Annotated in this window: 15 protein-coding genes (1 of these 15 running past the window's edge); 5 read left to right on the top strand and 10 right to left on the bottom strand. The window is 63.5% G+C overall.

Translation table 11 applies throughout. The features are described 5' to 3' along the window. Positions 1 to 1,230 carry the 3' portion of a M23 family metallopeptidase gene (locus tag AC3CB8_RS00040; protein WP_023783531.1) on the top strand. The gene continues 741 nt to the left of window position 1, outside the view, so only the last 1,230 of its 1,971 coding nucleotides appear in the window; the start codon falls outside the window, past its left edge; the stop codon is at positions 1,228 to 1,230. A gap of 3 nt (positions 1,231 to 1,233) precedes the next feature. Here AC3CB8_RS00040 and AC3CB8_RS00045 read toward each other — a convergent pair whose 3' ends face one another. Further along, positions 1,234 to 2,799: an MFS transporter gene (locus AC3CB8_RS00045; RefSeq protein ID WP_352566050.1), complete on the bottom strand. Its 1,566-nt coding sequence runs from the start codon at positions 2,797 to 2,799 to the stop codon at positions 1,234 to 1,236. A gap of 254 nt (positions 2,800 to 3,053) precedes the next feature. Here AC3CB8_RS00045 and AC3CB8_RS00050 point away from each other — a divergent pair, with 254 nt between their 5' ends. Continuing rightward, positions 3,054 to 3,686 carry a TMEM175 family protein gene (locus AC3CB8_RS00050; protein WP_352566052.1) on the top strand — a complete coding sequence of 211 codons (633 nt, stop codon included), beginning with the start codon at positions 3,054 to 3,056 and terminating at the stop codon, positions 3,684 to 3,686. Between the two features lie 40 nt (positions 3,687 to 3,726). Here the strand turns inward: AC3CB8_RS00050 and AC3CB8_RS00055 are convergent, their stop codons facing one another. The 8 genes from AC3CB8_RS00055 to AC3CB8_RS00090 all read right to left on the bottom strand — a co-directional run bounded on the left by AC3CB8_RS00055 (position 3,727) and on the right by AC3CB8_RS00090 (position 15,539). Next, complete coding sequence (locus tag AC3CB8_RS00055; protein WP_352566122.1) at positions 3,727 to 5,220, bottom strand: L,D-transpeptidase family protein; 1,494 nt, start codon at positions 5,218 to 5,220, stop codon at positions 3,727 to 3,729. A 148-nt stretch (positions 5,221 to 5,368) separates the two neighbouring features. Then, positions 5,369 to 5,734: an MmcQ/YjbR family DNA-binding protein gene (locus AC3CB8_RS00060; protein ID WP_352566055.1), complete on the bottom strand. Its 366-nt coding sequence runs from the start codon at positions 5,732 to 5,734 to the stop codon at positions 5,369 to 5,371. A 57-nt stretch (positions 5,735 to 5,791) separates the two neighbouring features. Next, the gene (clpB, locus tag AC3CB8_RS00065) at positions 5,792 to 8,398 is read right to left on the bottom strand and encodes an ATP-dependent chaperone ClpB (RefSeq protein ID WP_023770726.1); all 2,607 of its coding nucleotides are present in this window, start codon (positions 8,396 to 8,398) and stop codon (positions 5,792 to 5,794) included. A 218-nt stretch (positions 8,399 to 8,616) separates the two neighbouring features. Then, the gene (locus AC3CB8_RS00070; RefSeq protein ID WP_352566057.1) at positions 8,617 to 9,672 is read right to left on the bottom strand and encodes a DUF4167 domain-containing protein; all 1,056 of its coding nucleotides are present in this window, start codon (positions 9,670 to 9,672) and stop codon (positions 8,617 to 8,619) included. Positions 9,673 to 9,972: 300 nt separating this feature from the next. Continuing rightward, positions 9,973 to 10,851, bottom strand: coding sequence for a peptide chain release factor N(5)-glutamine methyltransferase (gene prmC, locus AC3CB8_RS00075; protein ID WP_352566059.1), 879 nt, complete (start codon positions 10,849 to 10,851; stop codon positions 9,973 to 9,975). Next, positions 10,844 to 11,923, bottom strand: a complete 1,080-nt coding sequence (prfA, locus tag AC3CB8_RS00080) for a peptide chain release factor 1 (protein ID WP_352548768.1) — start codon at positions 11,921 to 11,923, stop codon at positions 10,844 to 10,846. The genes prmC and prfA overlap by 8 nt, the downstream gene beginning before the upstream one ends. 10 nt (positions 11,924 to 11,933) lie before the next feature. After that, on the bottom strand, positions 11,934 to 14,204 hold the full coding sequence (gene ptsP / locus AC3CB8_RS00085; protein WP_015315601.1) for a phosphoenolpyruvate--protein phosphotransferase: 2,271 nt from the start codon (positions 14,202 to 14,204) through the stop codon (positions 11,934 to 11,936). Between the two features lie 81 nt (positions 14,205 to 14,285). Then, entirely contained in the window at positions 14,286 to 15,539 is a 1,254-nt protein-coding gene (locus tag AC3CB8_RS00090) for an aspartate kinase (RefSeq protein ID WP_023783539.1), read from the bottom strand. 242 nt (positions 15,540 to 15,781) lie between these two features. Here AC3CB8_RS00090 and AC3CB8_RS00095 point away from each other — a divergent pair, with 242 nt between their 5' ends. Together AC3CB8_RS00095 and ubiG are read left to right on the top strand one after the other, a co-directional pair. Further along, positions 15,782 to 17,620 (top strand): CHASE3 domain-containing protein, encoded by a 1,839-nt coding sequence (locus AC3CB8_RS00095; RefSeq protein WP_352566062.1) that lies wholly within the window; start codon positions 15,782 to 15,784, stop codon positions 17,618 to 17,620. A gap of 198 nt (positions 17,621 to 17,818) precedes the next feature. Then, entirely contained in the window at positions 17,819 to 18,568 is a 750-nt protein-coding gene (gene ubiG, locus AC3CB8_RS00100) for a bifunctional 2-polyprenyl-6-hydroxyphenol methylase/3-demethylubiquinol 3-O-methyltransferase UbiG (protein WP_352566064.1), read from the top strand. A gap of 75 nt (positions 18,569 to 18,643) precedes the next feature. Here the strand turns inward: ubiG and AC3CB8_RS00105 are convergent, their stop codons facing one another. Then, complete coding sequence (locus AC3CB8_RS00105) at positions 18,644 to 19,534, bottom strand: DMT family transporter (protein WP_023770733.1); 891 nt, start codon at positions 19,532 to 19,534, stop codon at positions 18,644 to 18,646. Positions 19,535 to 19,630: 96 nt separating this feature from the next. Here AC3CB8_RS00105 and AC3CB8_RS00110 point away from each other — a divergent pair, with 96 nt between their 5' ends. Next, positions 19,631 to 20,116, top strand: coding sequence for a MarR family winged helix-turn-helix transcriptional regulator (locus tag AC3CB8_RS00110; protein ID WP_352548762.1), 486 nt, complete (start codon positions 19,631 to 19,633; stop codon positions 20,114 to 20,116). The last annotated feature ends 4 nt before the right edge of the window (positions 20,117 to 20,120 follow it).

Below are 20,120 nucleotides of genomic sequence, written 5' to 3' on the forward strand. Positions count from 1 at the left end.
GATGTGAAGATCGTGCCGGAAAATGTCTCCGTATCGCCACGCGCCAACGCGGACGACCAGGCACCGGCTTTCGCCGAGGAAATCATCCCCTTTACCAAGGACACCGACCTCACGGAGGCTTTCGCCGATTCGGGCTACACGGGCGATGATGCCACCGGCATGGCCGAAGCGATCGCCAAGTTGCTCAACGCGCCGGCGCTCAAGGCCGGAACGGTGCTGCGTGTTGGCCTCGAGGTCCACGGCGACGCCGCCAAGGTCGTGCGGACAAGCGTCTATGACAAGACCACGCATATCGTCACCATCGCGCTCGACGATCGCGGCCAGTACGTGCCGGCCCAGGAGCCCGAGCCCAATCCCGAATTGCTGACCGCGTTCGACGATTCGTCGGCACCCGTGGTTGTGCGCGGCAACCTGCCCAACGTCTATGACGGCATCTACCGCGCCGCCTATTCCTACGGCATGTCCAAGGCGATGACCCAGCGGCTGATCAAGCTCCTGGCATCTGATGTCGATTTCCAGTCCCGCCTCAATCCCTCCGACCGCCTTGAAGTGCTGTTCTCACAGCCTGATGGCGACGACCAGACCTCGGACAATTCCGAGCTTCTCTATGTCTCGGCGACCTTCGGCGGCACGACGCGCAATTTCTACCGCTTCCAGATGCAGGACGGCAGCACGGACTATTTCGACGAAGACGGCTCGAGCGCCCAGCAGTTCCTGCTGCGCAATCCGCTGCCCGCCGGAAAATTCCGCTCCGGCTTCGGCGCCCGCAAGCATCCGATCCTCGGCTATGTCCGCATGCACACAGGCGTCGACTGGGCAGCCCCGATCGGCACGCCGATCATCGCCGCCGGCAATGGCGTCATCGAGAAGGTCGGCTGGGCCGGCGGCTATGGCAAGCAGATCATCATTCGCCATGCCAATGGCTACGAGACCTCGTACAATCACCAGAGCGCCTTTGCCAAAGGTATGGAGCCGGGCATGCACGTGCGCCAGGGCCAGACCATTGGCTATCTCGGCCAGACCGGCCTCGCCACGGGCCCGCACCTGCACTACGAGTTGATCGTCAATGGCACCAAAGTCGATCCGATGCGCGTCCGTCTACCGGTCGGCAAGGTGCTGAAGGGCGACGATCTCGTCGCCTTCAAGCGCGAACGCGAGCGCATCGACGATCTGCTGAAACAGGAAGATGGCAATTCGCTGAAGGTCGCCAGCGCCAAGATCGAAGGCTGAGACTCAGCCTTCGTCCTGCCGAGGTTCGGCGCGCCGCGACCACGGTAGCGCTTCGCCCGAAATCGTCGTCCAAGCAATGACAGCGGAAAGCAGGCATAGCAGCGCCGTCACCAACGAGACGGCGGAAAAGGCTACGTCGCTGGCGGCGATCCTCGCCGTATCGAGTGCCGGCGAAAGTCCTGCTGGTGGCGGTTCGCCGAAGCCAGGCAGGCCAGGGGTGGCATTTACCTCCAGGGCATTGGCGTAGATCCAGGCAGCCAGGGACCCCATCGCCGCCACCGCGATCAAGCCGCCGATGCGTGAGACAGCGTTGTTGATGCCGGAAGCGGCGCCGGTGTCCTTGTCTTCCACCGCCGTCATGATCGCGGTGGACAATGGCGATACGACCAACGCCATGCCGAGCCCCATCAGCGCCATCAAGGGGAAGATGCCGGTCCAGAAATGGTGAAAGCCGGCATAGGCGAGGAAGGCCAGCCCGGCGAAGGCAACCGCCACGATCAGGCTGCCGCAGGCAATGGGAAAACGCGGCCCGATCCGGTCCGACAGCTTGCCGACGGGTCCCGACAGAAGCGCGATCGCCGCCGACAACGGCAGGAAGATGAAGCCTACCTCGGCGGTGCTCAGTCCCCAGCCTGCGATCAGCAGCATCGGCAGATAAAAAAGATTGGCTGACAGTGCGAAATAGAGAAAGAACGTCGCGACGTTGGCGCCGGCGAAAGCACCGATGCGAAACAGGCTGAGATCTATCATCGGCTCGCGCTGCCGCCGCTCAAACAGGATGAACACGACAAGCAGCACGGCGCCCGCGGCAATGCTTGGACCGGCCATGTGGCTCTCGCCGCTGGCGCTCATTGAAGTCAGCCCATAGGCGAGCCCCCCGAAGGCCACCGTCGCAAGCGCCCCGCCGGCAAGGTCAAGGCTGCGTTTCTCCGTCGGCGCATCGGCCGGAATCTTGGCGAGCAGCAGATAGATCGAGATCAGGCCGAGCGGCAGATTGACGGCAAAGATCGCCCGCCAGATGCCGCCGCCGAAAGCCGAGAGCACCAGGCCACCGAGCACGGGGCCGAGAGCGGTGGTCAGCGCCGACGCCGCCGCCCAGATGCCGATCGCCCTGCCGCGTTCCTTCTTGGGATAGGCCTTGGCGATAATGGCGAGACTGCCCGGCACCATGATCGCGGCGCCGATGCCCTGGAGCGCGCGAAATGCGATCAGCACGACAGCGTTCGGCGCCAGCGCACAGGCAAGCGAGGTCACGACGAACAGCGCAATGCCGGCCACGAAAGCATGGCGCAGCCCGAACCGATCGCCTGCGGCACCGCCGGCAAGGATCAGCGCCGAGAGTGTCAGCGCATAGGCATTGGAAATCCACTGCGCCTCGGCAAGGCTGGCGCCGAGGTCGACGCGGATCGCCGGCATGGCGATCGCCAGGATCGATCCGTCGATGAAGCCGAGCGCCGAGGCCAGGATCGCCGCGATCAAGACATAACGCCGCTGCGATTGCGGGCAGAACGTGCCATTCGCGACCGGAGCGGTCAGCGGAACGGCGGCGGCTCGATTGGGCGCATGCATGTCAGCCTCATTAGACCGTCGGCGCGGCGGCAACAACCGGCCAGCGGCTTGTTGTCCTTGAAACCAGCCATATTGCCAGGGATCGCATCTGCCCCGATGCAAACCGCGGCAGTCATGCTAATTCATGTCGCGCGGAAGTGACCTCGGTTTTGCGACAACGACATGCATCAGGCAAGATTTAAAAGCGCGTCGCACGGATCCGTTTCGACGAGACGCGCTTTAGGTTTTTCAGGACCCGCGGGCAGGAGAAATCGATGAAGCGTCCGCTCGAAGCATCGGTTGAGGGGCGCGGCCGTATTGTCGGTATCACCGATGGCATGTTCGCCATCGCGCTCACCCTGATCGTGCTCGAGATCAGGGTGCCGGCGCATGAGGTGGTCCACTCCGAACATGATCTGCTCGCCGCCATCGCGGCGCTCGCGCCACGCTTCCTCACCTATGCCTTGAGCTTTCTGACCCTGACCATCTTCTGGTTCGGCCAGCAGGCCCAGCATGGTCTGGTCGCCAAATCCGACAGACGGCTGGCCACGCTGAACCTCTGCTTTCTCGCCTTCATTGCGCTCTTGCCGTTCTCGACCGACCTTCTCGCCGATTTTCTGGAATTCAGGACCGCGGTGCTGGTTTACTGGCTCAACCTCTTGATGCTTGGCATCACGCTGTTCGTCAGCTGGTGGTATGCGGAGAGGAGCGGCCTTGTCGCGGAGGACGTCGACCCGGAAACGAAACGCACGGTCTACCTGCGCATCGTCAAGGCGCAGATCCTGTGGGCCGTCGGCGCCGCACTTTGCCTGATCACCCCGTTGGCGAGCGTCGGCTTCATTCTTGTGGTGCAGTTGATCTACGCGGCAACGCCGAATGTGAAGTGGGTGCGCAGGATCATTGGTTGAGAATCACGTCAGGCCGGCATCGCCCAAATATCGACATACCCTATTCGACGAACTCCACCGGGACACCCGGCGAGACCAGCTTGGCCAGTTCACGCGCGTCCCAATTGGTCAAGCGCACGCAGCCATGGCTCTCGGTCTTGCCTATCTTCGAGGGCTCCGGCGTCCCGTGAATGCCGTAAGTCGGCTTGTCCAGCGCGATCCACACCGATCCGACCGGGCCATTCGGCCCAGGCGGAATGGTCAGGATCTTGTTGTTCTCGCCCTGCTTGAAGTTGATGTTGGGATTATAGGTGTAGTTCGGATCGAGCGCGACACGCGACACGGCATGAATGCCGGTCGGGGATGGCGTGTCCGACGAGCCGATTGTGGCGGGGTAGGCCGCGACCAGCTTGCCCGACCCGTCATAGGCAAAGACTTCCTTCTTGCCTTTGTCGGCGACGATGCGGGTCACGGGGGTAGAAACCAGTTTGCCGAAATTCGCGACCTTGATGATCGTGCCGGGACGATTGAAATTGGCGTCCGGATTGAGCGCCTTGAGATAGTTCTCGTCCATGTGGAAGCGCTCGGCCAGCGCCTCGGTCACGGAGGTGAAGCCCATGCGGTCGAGTTGCGCCTTCTGGCTATAATCTTCCGGGATCGACGCGACATAGGGGCCGGCCGCATCCTCCGCGGTGATGGTGTAGTTGGCGAACGGGTCGCCACCGGATTGCGACAGTGCGGCCTGGATGCCGACCGAATCGGTCGATTTGAGGCTGCTGCCGTTGATCTGATTGTAGGCCGCCAGCGCCTTGTCGACATTCGAACCGAAGCGCCCGTCGATGACGCCAGGCGAAGCCCCGCCCCGGTCGAGCAGCACCTGCAGGGCCGCGACATCCTGGCGTGCCCCCAGCGAAAGCGCCGGATCGACTGACGTCTTGTCGCCGGCCTTCGGCGGCAATGCCGCCTGGTCGGAGGGCGCTGCTTGGTCCGTCGGGTCTGCCGGCCGGACGGGGTCTATCGACGCCTCGTTCAGCGGTTGGCGCTTTATTGTACCCGGCTTTGCCGGCTGCGGCGCATCGGGATAATTGTTGTCGTAACTGCCGTCGTCCTGCGGTGCCGGCGGATAGGCGTCGACTGAACCACTTCCGTCGGGATCGTATTCGTCGGCGGGCGGTGGAATGACCCGGCCTTCCTCTTCCAACTGTCTGCGGCGGAAGCGGGCCATGTCCTGGGGATCGTCGAGATAGTAACGATCATCGTCGGCGGGTGCGCGGCCAAGTTCACGCATCCGGCTCTCGCGGCGCAGCGCCCGCCGGTCGAGCCGTGTCTGTGGCGGCTGGATGGCGATCACCTTGCCGGTGTCCGAATCGACGATGACGCGATTGCCCCTGGCATCATAATAAATGTCGAGATTGCCGTCCTGGGCGAGCAGAATGCCGCCGCTCCCGGACGCACGGACAGGCTGGGCGGCACCGTCATGCGTCGGCGCGGCGAACGCATTGGAAAACACCAGTCCCGCGGCAAGCGCCGAAAGGGTGAAGATAGTGCGCAGCATCGTGCGAAACTCTCCGGTCCGTATGTGCCGCCGCTCGGCATTGTTCAGGTCGGCGAACCCTTCGCCAGCAAACCAGTTACCCACCATATGGTTCCAACATGAACCGGGCATGAAGATGGCGGTTTTCCGGCGCCTCGGGGAATATTGGCTAGCTTGCGCCAAGCCCCAATTCCTTGCGCGCCTGCTTCGTCAGCTTAAGGGCAACAAGGCGGTGGCTCTCGCGCAGATAGTCCTTCAGCGCACCATCATCCATGCTCTGGCTTGTCTGACGCTGGATCCACTTCATGCCGCGGGAGGCAAGATAGGGAGCGGGGCGCAGGCCGGGCTGCTCCTTGAGCACGTCATAGGCGATGTCGGAGCATTTGAAGGTGACGAAGAGCTGCTGACCCTGATCCCAGCCACCGATCGCAAACACCTTGGTCCCGACCTTCCAGACATGGGCGCCGCCCCATTGCACAACGTGGTTCGTTGCGGGCAGCGAGGCGCAGAAGCCGTTGTAATCGTCCAGCGTCATCAATCCCCGCCAATTGCATGAAAAAGCCGCGCGTCCGGTGGACGCGCGGCTTCTGAATCAGGCCGCAACCTCGGCCGCGACGATCGCCGGCTTGGAGCGGAAATTCAGCCGGTCGGACCCGGCCGTGACCTTGACCGTCGAGCCGTCCAGGATCTCGCCGAGCAGGATCTTTTCCGCCAGCGGATCCTGCAGCTCCTTCTGCATCACCCGCTTCAGCGGCCGGGCACCATAAGCGGGGTCGTAGCCCTTGGCCGCCAGCCACTCGATCGCCTCAGGATCCAGCGACAGCGTGATCTTGCGATCGGTCAGCAGGCTCTCGAGCCGCTTGAGCTGGATCTCGACGATACGGTCCATGTCCTTGCGGCGCAGCCGGTGGAACAGGATCACCTCGTCGACGCGATTGAGGAACTCCGGCCGGAACGATGCCCTGACCACGCCCATCACTTCGTCTCGTACGGCATCGACATCCTGGTCCTCGCCGAGAGCGACGAGATATTCGGCGCCCAGATTAGACGTCATGATGATCAGTGTGTTGCGGAAGTCGACGGTGCGGCCCTGCCCGTCGGTGAGCCGCCCGTCATCGAGCACCTGCAACAGCACGTTGAAGACATCCGGATGCGCCTTCTCGATCTCATCGAACAGCACGACCTGATAGGGCCGGCGCCGCACCGCTTCGGTCAGCGCACCGCCTTCCTCATAGCCGACATAGCCGGGAGGCGCGCCGATCAGCCGGGCGACGGAGTGCTTCTCCATGTATTCGGACATGTCGATGCGCGCCAGCGCCGTCTCATCGTCGAACAGGAAATTGGCCAAAGCCTTGGTCAGCTCCGTCTTGCCGACGCCGGTAGGCCCAAGGAACATGAACGAGCCGATCGGCCGGTTCGGATCCTGCAAGCCCGCACGGGCACGCCGCACTGCCTTGGAAACGGCCTGCACCGCTTCGCCCTGGCCGACGACACGCTTGCCGATCTCGTCTTCCATGCGCAACAGCTTATCACGCTCGCCCTGCAGCATCTTGTCGACCGGAATGCCGGTCCACCGCGACACGATATGGGCGACGTGGTCGGGCGTGACCACTTCCTCGACCATGCCGGCCTTGCCGTCCTGGGCTTCGGCCTCCTTCAGCTTCTTTTCCAGGTCCGGGATCTTGCCATAGGCAAGCTCGCCGGCGCGCTGGAACTCACCCTTGCGCTGGGCAATGGCAAGGTCGTTGCGCGCCTCGTCGAGCTGCTTCTTCAAGTCGGCCGCTAGCCCGAGCTTCTGCTTCTCGGCCTGCCACTTCGCGGTGATCTCTGTCGATTCCTCTTCCAGGCCGACGAGTTCCTTTTCCAGGCGGGCAAGCCGGTCCTTCGAGGCATCGTCCGTCTCTACCTTCAACGCTTCGCGTTCAATCTTGAGCTGCATGATGCGGCGGTCGATCTCGTCCAGCGCTTCGGGCTTGGAATCGACCTGCATCCTGAGCCGCGAGGCGGCTTCGTCGACGAGATCGATCGCCTTGTCCGGCAGGAAGCGGTCGGCGATGTAGCGGTTGGACAATGTCGCCGCCGCCACCAGTGCCGAATCGGAGATACGCACCTTGTGGTGCTGCTCGTACTTCTCCTTCAGGCCGCGCAGGATCGAGACCGTGTCCTCCACTGTCGGCTCGTCGACGAAGACGGGCTGGAAACGGCGGGCAAGGGCCGGATCCTTCTCGACATGCTTCCTGTATTCATCGAGCGTGGTGGCGCCGACGCAGTGCAGTTCGCCGCGCGCCAGCGCCGGCTTCAGAAGGTTCGAGGCATCCATGGCGCCATCGGCCTTGCCGGCGCCGACCAGCGTGTGCATCTCATCGATGAACAGGATGATGTTGCCACTGGCCGAAGTGACTTCCGAAAGCACGGCCTTCAGCCGCTCCTCGAATTCGCCGCGATATTTGGCACCCGCAATCAGCGCGCCCATGTCGAGCGCCATCAACTGCTTCTCCTTCAGCGATTCCGGCACGTCGCCATTGACGATGCGCAGCGCCAGGCCTTCGGCGATCGCCGTCTTGCCGACGCCCGGCTCGCCGATCAGCACCGGGTTGTTCTTGGTGCGGCGCGACAGCACCTGGATGGTGCGTCGAATCTCGTCGTCGCGGCCAATCACGGGATCGAGCTTGCCCGCGCGGGCGTCTGCGGTGAGGTCGCGGGCGTATTTCTTCAGTGCGTCATAGCCCTGTTCGGCACTCGCCGAATCGGCGGTGCGGCCCTTGCGGACGTCGTTGATGACCTGGTTCAGCGCCTGCGCGGTGACGCCGGCCTTGGCCAGGATTTCGGCGGTCTTGGCCGATTTCTCCATGGCAAGCGCCTGCAGCAGCCGCTCGACGGTGACAAAGCTGTCGCCGGCCTTCTTGGCCAGTTCTTCGGCGGTCGAGAACACCTTGGCCAGCGGCTGCGCCAGATAGAGCTGGCCATTGCCGCCCTCCACCTTGGGCATCGCCTCGAGCGCCGTCTCGACGCCGAGCTTGACATCGCGGACATTGCCGCCGGCGCGCTCGATCAACGACGCGGCCAAGCCTTCGTCATCGTCGACGAGGACTTTCAGAATGTGTTCGGGGGTGAATTGCTGGTGGTTGCGCGAGAGGGCCATGGTCTGCGCGGACTGGATAAAGCCGCGCACGCGTTCTGAGTATTTCTCAAGGTTCATATTTGTCTCCTTCCATCACCGGCCCGCTTTGCGGCACCGGATCAGATTGCGGTGACGGACCCGCTCATTCGAGCCGGATCCTGTTCAAGCCAGATATGGTGCATGGGCCCTTGCCCCTCAAGATGTCGCAATATGGCAGGTGCATAATATTCCACGTCAGCCCAAACAAAAACGGCGGAGATTTCTCTCCGCCGCTCAAGGCCTTGAATGCCGTTCGCTCAGTTGTCGATGTCGGAAACCACGGGTTCGGCACCGCCGCTGTCGGCCGGAGCCGCCGCTGTCTCGGCCGCATCCTCATTTTCGCTGCCGCTCTCGACCTGATCGGCATTGGTGCGCGGACGGCGCGGACGCCGTGGACGCCGGGCAGCACCGCTTTCGGCGGCCGCCTCATTGAGTTCGGCCTGGGCGGCCAGACCTGCCGGTGAAAAATTCTCGAACCGCGGAGCCGGCTCGACCGCCGTGACGGTCTCGGGCGGTGAAGCGGCCTCTGCCTGGACTTCCGTCTGCCCCGGGGCCTCGTTGCGCTGTTGCTGGCCGCCCTGTTCGGGTGAAGCGTAGTCGCGCTGGCCGTAGCCGCCATTGGGGCGGCGATCTCGGTGGCGTCCGCCACTGTTGTCGCGGCCGCCATTGTTGCGCCCGCTATTGTCGCGCCCGCTATTGTCGCGCCCGCTATTTTCGCGATTGTCGCGACCGTTTTCCCGGTTGAGCGCAACCTCCGCCGGCATGCCCTCGATCACCGGCTGCGGACCTGCGCCATGGTTGATTACGGGAAGTTGTGGATCGGAACCGGCATTGCCGCTGCTATTGCCCGCCCCACTGTTGCCCGCCCCACTGTTGCCGGCCCCACTGTTGCCGGCCCCACTGTTGCCGGCCCCACTGTTGGCGGCCCCACTGTTGGCGGCATTGTCGAACTCGTCGCGATCGTCATCGCCGTCCTCGTCGAACTCGTCGCGTGCCTGCTGGACGTTCTGGATCGGCATCTGCGCCTGCGCGGCGGCAATGATGCGATTGTAGTGTTCAGCGTGCTGGAGGTAGTTCTCCGCCATAACCCGGTCGCCGGAGCTGTGCGAGTCACGGGCGAGCGTGGCATATTTTTCGGCAATCTGCTGAGCCGATCCACGGATTTTCACGTCCGGGCCGTTGCTCTCGTAATTGCGCGTAAGCGGATTCGGCCCCTTGCGGTTGTTGTTATTGTTGTTGTTATTGTTATTGCCACCGCCGCCGCCATTGTTGTTGCGACCGCGCATGCGCCTGTTCTGCTGTTGTGGCCTCATTCGACTCTCTTCATCTCTGAAATTTTGAAAAACTCTTCACGAACGGAGGCGCTCATGCAGCCAGCCGTTTCTTCACCGGCGTTCGCCCGCATCGATTGCGTTGGCGCCACGTGTCATCCTGTTTCCGGTTACATCACTTGCCGGACGATTCCCGCACGAAGCTTGGGCGTCGTTTGCGCAAGAAGGCAGCTATTTCCAAGGAAAAACCGAATCGCTAAGAGCACTGCCTGCTTCGTCTCATCCGGTTAGGCGACCCTAGCCGCATTCCCCGGTATTGCCAAGCGCTTTTTTTGCACTGCGTCAAGACGTTGCCCGTTGAAAAACAAGAACCCTGTCGTTTCCGCCGAGATCGCCAAACAGCTCGCCAGCCGCGTAACCGGCTGCGCGAAATATATCGTTGACGTCGTTGCTTTGTGTGTGGCCGATCTCGACCGCAATCCTGCCTTCGGCTTCCAGAAATCTTGCCGCCTCGGCGGCGATGATTCTGTAGGGGTTCAGCCCATCCACACCGCCATCAAGGGCAAGGCGCGGGTCGAAATCGCGGACTTCGTCCTGCAGATTCCCAATCTCGTGAGTCGGTATATAGGGAGGGTTTGCGGCAATTACATGGTACCGGCCGGAAACTTTTTCGAACCAATCCGACTGAACCGCGGTGAACCGGCCGCCGAGCCCGAATTGCCCGGCATTGCGGGCCGCCGTAGCCAGAGCGCCGGCGGAGATATCGACACCGGTGGCGGTCGCGGCCGGCACGGCGCTCAGCAACGCCAGGGCGATCGCGCCCGTGCCGGTGCCGAGATCGAGGATGCGGCATGTGCCCTCCCGCGCGGCTATTGCCTTGACGAAGGGCAGCACCGCCTCGACCAGCGTTTCGGTGTCAGGTCGCGGCTCCAGCGTGTCAGGCGACAGCCGCAAGCGCAAACCGTAAAATTCGCGATACCCGAGGATGCGATGCACCGGCTCGCCGCTGGCTCGCCGTCTCAGGGCGCCATCGATCGCGGCCATGACGTCCCCGTCGATCCTGCACTCGGGGTCGGCTATCGCATGGGTGCGCGTCGTGCCGGAATAGTGCTCGACGATCAGCCGCGCATCGAGCGCGGGATCATCGATACCGGCTGCGGCAAGCCGGGTCCGCGCTTCCCGCAGCAGCGGCCCCAGCGTCGCGGGCGGATGGTCAGCCATCGATACCGATATCGGCCAGCAGCTTCGACTGATGATCGGCGATCAGCGCGTCGACGATTTCGTCGAGTTCACCCATCATCACCCGGTCGAGTTTGTAGAGCGTCAGGTTGATGCGATGGTCGGTGACCCGGCCCTGCGGAAAATTGTAGGTGCGGATGCGCTCGGAGCGGTCGCCGGAACCGACCTGCGACTTGCGCGACTCGGAACGCTCCTCATCCGCCTTGCTGCGCTCCATGTCATAGAGCCGGGCGCGCAGGATCTGCATGGCCTTGGCCCGGTTCTGGTGCTGCGACTTCTCCGCCTGCACCACCATGATGCCGGTCGGCAGATGGGTGATGCGGACTGCGGAATCGGTGGTGTTGACGTGCTGGCCGCCGGAGCCGGAGGCACGCATCGTGTCGATGCGGATGTCCTCGGCCCTGATATCGATGTCGACCTCTTCGGCTTCCGGCAGCACCGCGACGGTGGCGGCTGACGTGTGGATGCGGCCGCTGGCCTCGGTGGCCGGCACGCGCTGGACGCGATGCACCCCGGATTCGAATTTCAGATGGGCGAACACACCTTTACCGGAGATCGTGGCGATGATTTCCTTGAAGCCGCCGGCATCGCCGTCGCTGGCCGATACCGTTTCGAACCGCCAGCCGCGTTCGGCGGCGTAGCGCTCGTACATGCGAAACAGGTCGCCGGCGAAGAGTGCCGCCTCATCGCCACCGGTGCCGGCGCGGATTTCAAGAATGGCGTTCTTGTCGTCGGCGGCATCCCTAGGCAGGAGCAGGATCTGGATGTCCTTCTGCAGCACCTCGATGCGCTCCTCGACGCCGGGCAGATCGGCCTCGGCAAGCGCCCGCATCTCGGCGTCGGTGCCCTTGTCGGCGAGCATTGCTTCGAGGTCGGCCTGCTCGTGCTCGGCCGAGCGCAATTCCCTGACCTTGGCCACCATCTCCTGCAACTCGGCATATTCCGATGCCATCCTCACATAGGCATCCGGCGCCGGCCCGGCCGACATCTGCGCTTCGAGCATCTCGAAACGCTTGACGACTTGATCCATACGATCGCGGGGCAAATTGACCATGATGAGGCTGCTACAACGGGATCGAGCGGTCGTCGGCGAAGGCCTGCAGCAACGCCCGCATCGGCAGCCCTTGCGCCGGCGCCATGAGATTGTCGTCGAAGAAAGCCTTCAGCTCCTCCAGCGGCAGCTCCGTCAGCATTGCCTTGACCGGACCGATCGAGGCCGGCGACATCGAGATCGAGCGGAACCCGAGGCCGATCAGCGCCATCGCCGAGATCGGCTTGCCGGCGAGTTCACCGCACAGGGTGACCGGCGTATGATTGCGGGCGCCGGCGTCGGCGATCTGCTTGAGCACGCGCAGGAACGGCGCCGACAACGTATCGAAGCGGTTCGCCAACTGCGTGTTGCCGCGGTCGACCGCCATGACGAACTGGAACAGGTCGTTCGATCCGACCGAGACGAAGTCGACCGCCTTCATCAGTTCGTCGAGTTGGAACAGCAGCGATGGCACTTCCAGCATGGCGCCCAGCTTGAGACTGGTCGGCAGATGATGGGCGAAGCGTGAGAGATGCCGCACCTCGCGGTCGATGATTTCGCGCGCCTGGGCGATTTCGCCGAGCTCGGTCACCATCGGCAGCATCAGCTTGAGCTCGCGCCCGCCGCTGGCCTTGAGCAAGGCGCGGATCTGGGTGCGCAGCAAGCCCGGCCGATCTAGCGTCAGGCGGATTGCCCGCCAGCCGAGCGCCGGATTCTCTTCCTGGATCGCACCCTTGAAATAGGGCAGCACCTTGTCGCCACCAATGTCGATGGTGCGGAAGGTGACCGGCTTGCCGCGCGCGGCCTCGAGCACGTCGCGGTAGAGTTTTTCCTGGGCTTCGGCGCGTGGAAAGGTCGAGGCGACCATGAACTGCAGTTCCGTGCGGAAAAGGCCGATGCCGGCAGCGCCCGCCTCCGCCAACTGCGGCAGGTCGACGGCAAGCCCGGCATTCATCAGCAGGTCGACCTGGACCCCGTCCCGGGTTGTCGACGGCTTCTTGCGCAGTTCGCGGTAGACCTCCTGCCGGCGCGCCCGGAACCGCACCTTCTCGGCATAGGCGGCTTCGAGATCGGATTGCGGCCGCAGATGGATCGCGCCTTCCTCGCCGTCGACGATGATGGCATCGCCGTTTTCCGCCATGGAAACGGCGCCCTTCATCTGGCCGGCGACGGGAATGCCCATGGCGCGCGCGACGATGACGACATGGCTGGTCGCCGCGCCATCCTCCAGCACCAGCCCGCGCAGCTTGTCGCGAGGATAGTCGAGCAGTTCGGCAGCGCCCATCGAGCGGGCGACGATGATGGCGTCCTTGGGCAGCGAGGCCGCGACATCCTCGGGCCCACGTCCCATCAGCTGGCGCAACAGCCGGTTGGCGAGATCGTCGAAATCGCTCATCCGCTCGCGCAGATAAGGATCGGTCATATGCAGCATGCGGGCGCGCATGTCGCTCTGAACTTTTTCGACCGCTGCCTCGGCCGTTAGGCCGTTACGGATCGCCTCTTCCAGGCGCCGTACCCAGCCCCGGTCGTTGGCGAACATGCGGTAGGCTTCCAGCACCTGGCGATGCTCGCCCTCGAAGGCGACATCGCGGCGCTCCAGCATGTCGTCGATGGAAAGCCGCAGAGAACCAAGCGAGGCCTCGAGCCGCCGTACCTCTTCCTCGCTGTCCTCGTTGAACAAATTGGTGACGACGATACGCGGCTCGTGCAGCACGACGTGACCGAGCCCGACGCCGTCGTTGAAGGACAGGCCGGTGAAGCTGACAGGCCGGCGCAGGTCGAGTTCGAGGCCTGGCCGGGTCAGCCGCGCCAGATCGCCGGTGGCGATCATCTCGGCGATGACCATGGCCGTGGTTTCCAGCGCCTCGACCTCGTCGTCGCGGTAGTGGCGCATTGTCTTGTTCTGGACGACCAGGACGCCCAGCGTGCGCCCTGCCCTGAGCACCGGCACGCCGAGGAAGGAATTGTAGATCTCCTCCCCGGTCTCCGGGAGGTAGGCGAAGGCCGGGTGTTCTTGCGCGTTGGACAGGTTGAGCGGCCTGGCACTCGCGGCAATGGTGCCGACCAGGCCTTGCCCAAGCCGCAGCTGCGCCAGGTGGACGGCGTTCGGGTTCAGACCCTCGGTGGCGTAGAGCTCCAGCACCGAATCGGCGCGCAGCACGTAGAGCGAGCAGACTTCTGCCACCATGTTGGAGGCGATGTCGCGCACAATCCGGTCGAGCCGCTCCTGCGGCTCCAGCGGCTCCTGCATGAGCTCGCGGAGCCGTTTCAGCAAAACGCGCGGGCCAACGGCCGTGTCACGCATCGCGGCTTCTTCTCCAATAGACTTCTTGCCGAGGCAGTTTCCGCCGCGCCCGGCAAGTGCGCAACAGCTGATTCAGTCCTGCTACTGCTTATCCAGACCGTAGACGGAATGCAAAGTGCGAACCGCAAGTTCCGTATAAGGACCGTCGATCAGTATCGAAATCTTGATCTCGGATGTGGTGATGGCACGGATGTTGATCGCCTTGTCGGCCAGCGCCTTGAAGGCGGTGGCGGCGACACCCGCATGGCTCCTCATGCCGATTCCGATGACGGAAACCTTCGACATGCCGGCTTCCGACTGCACGACATCGTAGCCGATCTCGGCTTTCAGCCGGTCGAGCACGGCCAGCGCCTTGTCGACATCGCCCGACGGCACGGTGAAGGTCATGTCGGTCAGCTTGCCGTCCTCGGAAATGTTCTGGACGATCATGTCGACATTGATATTGGCCTCGGCCAACGGCCCAAAAATGCCGGCGGCGACGCCCGGCCGGTCGCCGACGCGGCGCAGCGAAATCTGGGCCTCGTCCTTGGCGTAGGCAATTCCGGTGACGACCTGCTGTTCCACGATCTCTTCCTCGTCGCAAATGAGCGTTCCCGGAGGATTGAGCAAATCCCCCATTCCGGGCGCATCGGGATCGTCGAAGGACGACCGCACGAAGGTACGCACCCTGTGCACCATGGCAAGTTCGACCGAACGCACCTGCAGAACCTTGGCGCCGAGCGAGGCCATTTCAAGCATTTCCTCGAACGATATCTTGGCCAGCCGCCGCGCTTTGGGCTCGATGCGCGGGTCGGTGGTGTAGACCCCGTCGACGTCGGTGTAGATGTCGCAGCGGTCGGCCTTGATCGCGGCGGCGATCGCCACGGCGCTTGTATCGGAGCCGCCACGTCCGAGCGTGGCGATGCGGTTGTCCGGCCCGATGCCTTGGAAACCGGCGATGACAGCCACCTGGCCTTCGCCGAAGCGCTTGACCAGGAAGGCGCCGTCGATGTCGAGGATGCGCGCCGCGCCATGCGCGTTGTCGGTCTTGATCGGAATCTGCCATCCCTGCCAGGAGCGCGCATGCACGCCCATGTTCTGCAAGGTGATGGCGAGAAGGCCAGCGGTGACCTGTTCGCCGGAAGCGACGACCGCGTCATATTCGCGCGCATCGTGCATCGGTGAGGCCTCGCGGGTCCAGCCGACCAGCTCGTTGGTCTTGCCGGCCATCGCCGAAACCACCACAGCCACCTCGTGACCGGCGTCGACCTCGCGTTTGACGTGACGTGCCACGTTGCGGATGCGAGCGATGTCGGCGACGGAGGTCCCGCCGAATTTCATCACGATACGCGCCATGGAAGCGAAATGCCTTTGACTGGAGCCGGCCCGCGGCCGAAAATGGAAGAAAGCGCCCGGCTGCCGCCGGCCACTGAATGCGCGGCCTCCATAGCCAAATGAGGAAGGTTTCGCAAGGCTGACGGCGGATTGCGTAGCAGCACGACATATTGCCTTCCGGCCCGGCGCCGCTTACCAAATGCTGCCTGCGGGAAATTGCTTTTGGTTCGGCATAACAGATGATTGCTCGGCTTCGGCGCGCCATGCGATTGCAATCGCTCCCGCTTGTCGCGGGCTTTGCGGTGCTGGCACTGATCGTTGGCACCCGTGCGGTGCTCGTTGAGAGCCAAAGGGCCAATCGTGCCGCCGCACGCGAGACAATCGAATACCAGGAACAGCTTTCCGGGCTGCTTTCATTGGCGCAGGAGGCCCAGAGTGGTCAGCGCGGCTACTTGCTGACCGGGGAAAAATCCTATCTGGAGCCTTACCGGAAGGCCGTCGAGGCAATTCCGGGACAATTGGCGCGGGTCGACAGCGCGACCGCTCCCGACGACCAGATCGCCCAGCAGATCGGCCACATCAAGGACGCGCTTTCGCAACAGCAGGCCGACCTGGCGGAAACCATAGCTCTCTACGAGCGAGGCGATGCGGCACAGGCCCTGCAACTGGTTCGCAGCGGCCATGGCAAGGCCGCCATGGACGAGATGCGGGGCAGCATGGACACAATCAGGCGTATCGGCGCAGCCGCGGTGGCCGCGCGCGACGAGCATACCGACCGGGTCGAGGCCTGGTTGCGCATCGGCTCACTGGCGGCGTTGCTGGCGATTTTCCTGCTTGCCGCCTACACCATCCGTCAATCCCGTCGCCGCTTCCACGAGGTGGTCGTCGCCCAGCAAGAGCTGATGCGCAAGAACATCGAACTCGGCAACGAGATCCAGACGCGCGAAAAGGCCGAATCCCAGATGCGCCAGATGCAGAAGATGGAGGCTGTCGGACAGCTGACAGGCGGCATCGCCCACGACTTCAACAACATGCTGGCGGTGATCCTCAGCGCCATGAACCTTGCCCAGCGCAAGCTGAAGCGGGGCGAGCATGACATCGAAAAGCTCGTCGAGGCCGCGACCGACGCGGCCAGCCGTGCCGCCGACCTGACCTCCCGCCTGCTTGCCTTCTCCCGCCTGCAGCCTCTGGCGCCGCAGGTTGTCGACATCAACGGGCTGTTGACCGGCATGTCCGATCTTCTGCGCCGCACCTTGGGTGAAGGCATCCGCATCGAGACAGTGTTAGCGGGCGGCCTATGGAAAACCCGGGCCGATCCCAGCCAGATCGAGAACGCGATCCTCAATCTGGCCGTCAATTCCCGTGACGCCATGGACAATGAGGGCAAGCTGACCATCGAGACTGTCAACAGCCACCTCGACGACGGCTATGCATCGACGCACGCCGAAGTCACGCCTGGCCAATATGTGATGATCGCGGTAACCGACACCGGCGCGGGCATGTCGCCTGAGACCATCGCCAGGGCTTTCGAACCCTTCTTCACGACCAAGCCGGTCAACAAGGGCACGGGACTTGGGCTGAGCCAGGTGTTCGGCTTCGTCAAACAATCGGGCGGCCACGTCAAGATCTACTCCGAGCCCGGCGAAGGCACGACGATCAAGGTCTACCTGCCCCGGTTTTTCGGAGCCGAGGAGCCGGCAACGCCCGTCGGGCGGGACAAGAGCACGGCCAAGGTCACCGAGACGATCCTGGTCGTCGAGGATGACGCCCGCGTGCGGGCTTCCACGACGGATATCATGCGCGAACTCGGCTACATCGTCATCCATGCGGGGAGCGGACCGGAGGCCCTTCAGAAGCTCGCCGCGACACCAGGCATCGCTTTGCTTTTCACCGACATCGTCATGCCGGTGATGAACGGCCGCAAGCTCGCCGAGGAAGCGCTCGCGCGCCAGCCCGGGCTGAAAGTGGTCTTTACCACCGGCTTCACCAGGAACGCCGTGGTCCACAACGGCGTGCTCGATCATGACGTCCACTTCCTGGCCAAGCCGTTCACCATCGAGCAGCTGGCGGCCAAGCTGCGCGACGTGCTGGACACGAAATAAGCCGGCCTTTGATCGCCCAGCCACTTTGTCAGCAGAGGAAAATGTCGCCTTGACATTCGATGCCTCACGCCCGACTTCCTAGCGCATGACCCCGAAATCGACTTCGATTTCGGAAAGGGATCATGCGCAGAATCAAAGTGCTACAGCGTCCTTTGCGCGTCCGAAGGACGCGCGGCGCAGTGTCGAGGAGACCAACCGATGCCTGAGCCCCGACGATCGACGATCGATGCCGGAGAGGTGGAACGCTTTTCCGCCCTCGCCGCCGAATGGTGGAACCCAAACGGCAAGTTTCGTCCGCTGCACAAATTCAATCCGGTCCGGCTTTCGTATATCCGCGACCAGATCGCGACGCGCTTCGGCCGCGACCCGCGGGCGGCGCGGCCGTTCGAGGGCCTGCGCATCCTCGACATCGGCTGTGGCGGTGGCCTTTTGTGCGAGCCGATGGCGCGGCTCGGTGCCGAGGTGGTCGGAGCGGACGCCTCCGAAACCAACATCGAAGTGGCGAAACTGCATGCCGCCGAGGGCAATGTCAGCGTCGACTATCGTGCCACGACGGCGGAAGATCTCGCCGAGGCCGGCGAAAAATTCGATGTCGTCCTGAATATGGAAGTGGTCGAACATGTCGCCGATATCGACCTGTTCGTCGCCAAATGCGGCGAGGTGGTCAAACCGGGCGGCATCATGTTCGTGGCCACCATCAACCGCACGCTCAAGGCGCTCGGCCTCGCCATCATCGGCGCCGAATATGTGTTGCGCTGGCTACCGCGCGGCACCCACCAATTCGGCAAGCTGGTGCGCCCGGAAGAGCTGGAAAAGGCGCTACGCGGCGCCGGTCTGACCGTCATCGACCGCACCGGCGTCACCTACAATCCGCTTGCCGACCGCTGGGCGCGGTCGAAGGACATGGACGTCAATTACATGGTGCTGGCGGAAAAGGAATCGGTCTGACAGCCAATCCTCAGCCAGCCGAGGCCGGAGCCCGGCGGTGACGCTGACGGCAGTGCGACGTGAGCCTCGAAGCCGTCAGGCTTTCTGGCTCTGCGCCTTGGTGGTGATGAACACGCCCGCGGTGATGATGACGGCGCCGACCCAGGTCAGCAGTTGATAGTGTTCACCAAGGAAGATCGTGCCGGCAAACAGCCCGACCGCTGCCGCGACATAGCCGATCTGGCTGAGATAGACCGGACCGCCAACCGCCTGCAGCCGGAAGAAGAAAGCAAACATCGCCGATGCCGAGGCCATCTGCGCCACGACGATGAGCGGCACGGCGCCAAGCTGGACGAAGGCCTTGCCTCCGAGCAAGATCAGGATGCCGACGAGCAGCATCGCCGCGGACGCCAGATGGCTGCCGACCGCGAGTTCGATCGGACCAGTTCCTTCCGGCCAGTCGATGGTGCGGTAGATGTTGCCGGCGGCAAGGCTGACCGGGATCAGCAGCCCCATCACCACCCAGAACAGATCGGCCGGCTGGCCAGCCTCGCCGCGCGTCACCGCCACCATGACGGCGCCGACGAAACCAACTGCAATGCCTGATATGCCCAGCATGTTGGGGCGCCGGACGCCGAGCAGGATCGAAAACACCAGTGTGATCACCGGCGACAGCGTGAACATGATGCCGGTGTAGCCGGCGCCCAGATGCGGAATGGCCGAAAACATCAGGAGATTGGGGACGGCATAGGACACTGCCGCGGTGACGAAGAAATAGCGCAGTTTGTGCGGGGTGAGCCGGATGCGCTGACCACGCGCCAAGAGCACGCCCAAAAGCACTCCGCCGGCGCCGAGCGAGATGACAAAGGCCCAGACCGTGGCTGGCACGCCGGCCGCAGTGGCGAGCTTGCCGAAAGGCAGCGTCAGGCCCAGCAGGCCGCCGGTGACAACCAGCAAGCCGAGCGCCGAATCCCAGAGATATTTCATGATGAACCCTATGGGTGCACAGCCTCTTGGCCGGCGTTGAATATTGAGATAAGATAATGGAAAGATTCTTAACGTCAAGATACTATGGTGAGATAGATGGACCGCGCTGGGAAAGCCATCGAGCAATGGCAGCGGGAACGGCCGGACCTGGATGTGTCGCCGATGGCCGTGATTGGGCGCTTGAATGAGGTCTCCTCGCTGATAGCACGTGATCGCCTCGCCCCGCTGTTTGCCCGTTTTGGACTGCAGGCGGGAGAGTTCGATGTGCTGGCGACGCTGCGCCGCTCCGGCTCACCGTACGCACTGACCCCGACAGCGCTCTACGAGGCCACCATGGTGACCTCCGGCGCCATGACCAACCGGCTCGACCGGTTGGAAAAGGCCGGATTGATCCTGCGTGCACCGCACCCCAACGATCGGCGCGGCATCGTCGTGCGGCTGACCGAACAGGGGCTCGCTTTGATCGACGAGGCCGTTGCGGCACATGTGGCGAACGAGCATCAGATCCTGTCCGGCCTTACACTGGCCGAACGGGAAACGCTTTCGCAACTGCTGGAAAAGTTGATCGGCAGCGTCAGCTGATCGC

The sequence above is a fragment of the Mesorhizobium sp. P160927 genome (genome assembly GCF_057766385.1).

Coding starts and splice junctions, on each gene's coding strand:
- AC3CB8_RS00070 (WP_352566057.1), bottom strand. CDS start 9,672: ATGAGGCCACAACAGCAGAACAGGCGCATGCGCGGTCGCAACAACAAT.
- AC3CB8_RS00050 (WP_352566052.1), top strand. CDS start 3,054: ATGAAGCGTCCGCTCGAAGCATCGGTTGAGGGGCGCGGCCGTATTGTC.
- AC3CB8_RS00060 (WP_352566055.1), bottom strand. CDS start 5,734: ATGACGCTGGACGATTACAACGGCTTCTGCGCCTCGCTGCCCGCAACG.
- AC3CB8_RS00105 (WP_023770733.1), bottom strand. CDS start 19,534: ATGAAATATCTCTGGGATTCGGCGCTCGGCTTGCTGGTTGTCACCGGC.
- ptsP (WP_015315601.1), bottom strand. CDS start 14,204: ATGCGTGACACGGCCGTTGGCCCGCGCGTTTTGCTGAAACGGCTCCGC.
- AC3CB8_RS00090 (WP_023783539.1), bottom strand. CDS start 15,539: ATGGCGCGTATCGTGATGAAATTCGGCGGGACCTCCGTCGCCGACATC.
- prmC (WP_352566059.1), bottom strand. CDS start 10,851: ATGGCTGACCATCCGCCCGCGACGCTGGGGCCGCTGCTGCGGGAAGCG.
- clpB (WP_023770726.1), bottom strand. CDS start 8,398: ATGAACCTTGAGAAATACTCAGAACGCGTGCGCGGCTTTATCCAGTCC.
- AC3CB8_RS00095 (WP_352566062.1), top strand. CDS start 15,782: ATGCGATTGCAATCGCTCCCGCTTGTCGCGGGCTTTGCGGTGCTGGCA.
- AC3CB8_RS00110 (WP_352548762.1), top strand. CDS start 19,631: ATGGACCGCGCTGGGAAAGCCATCGAGCAATGGCAGCGGGAACGGCCG.
- ubiG (WP_352566064.1), top strand. CDS start 17,819: ATGCCTGAGCCCCGACGATCGACGATCGATGCCGGAGAGGTGGAACGC.
- AC3CB8_RS00055 (WP_352566122.1), bottom strand. CDS start 5,220: ATGCTGCGCACTATCTTCACCCTTTCGGCGCTTGCCGCGGGACTGGTG.
- AC3CB8_RS00045 (WP_352566050.1), bottom strand. CDS start 2,799: ATGCATGCGCCCAATCGAGCCGCCGCCGTTCCGCTGACCGCTCCGGTC.
- prfA (WP_352548768.1), bottom strand. CDS start 11,923: ATGGTCAATTTGCCCCGCGATCGTATGGATCAAGTCGTCAAGCGTTTC.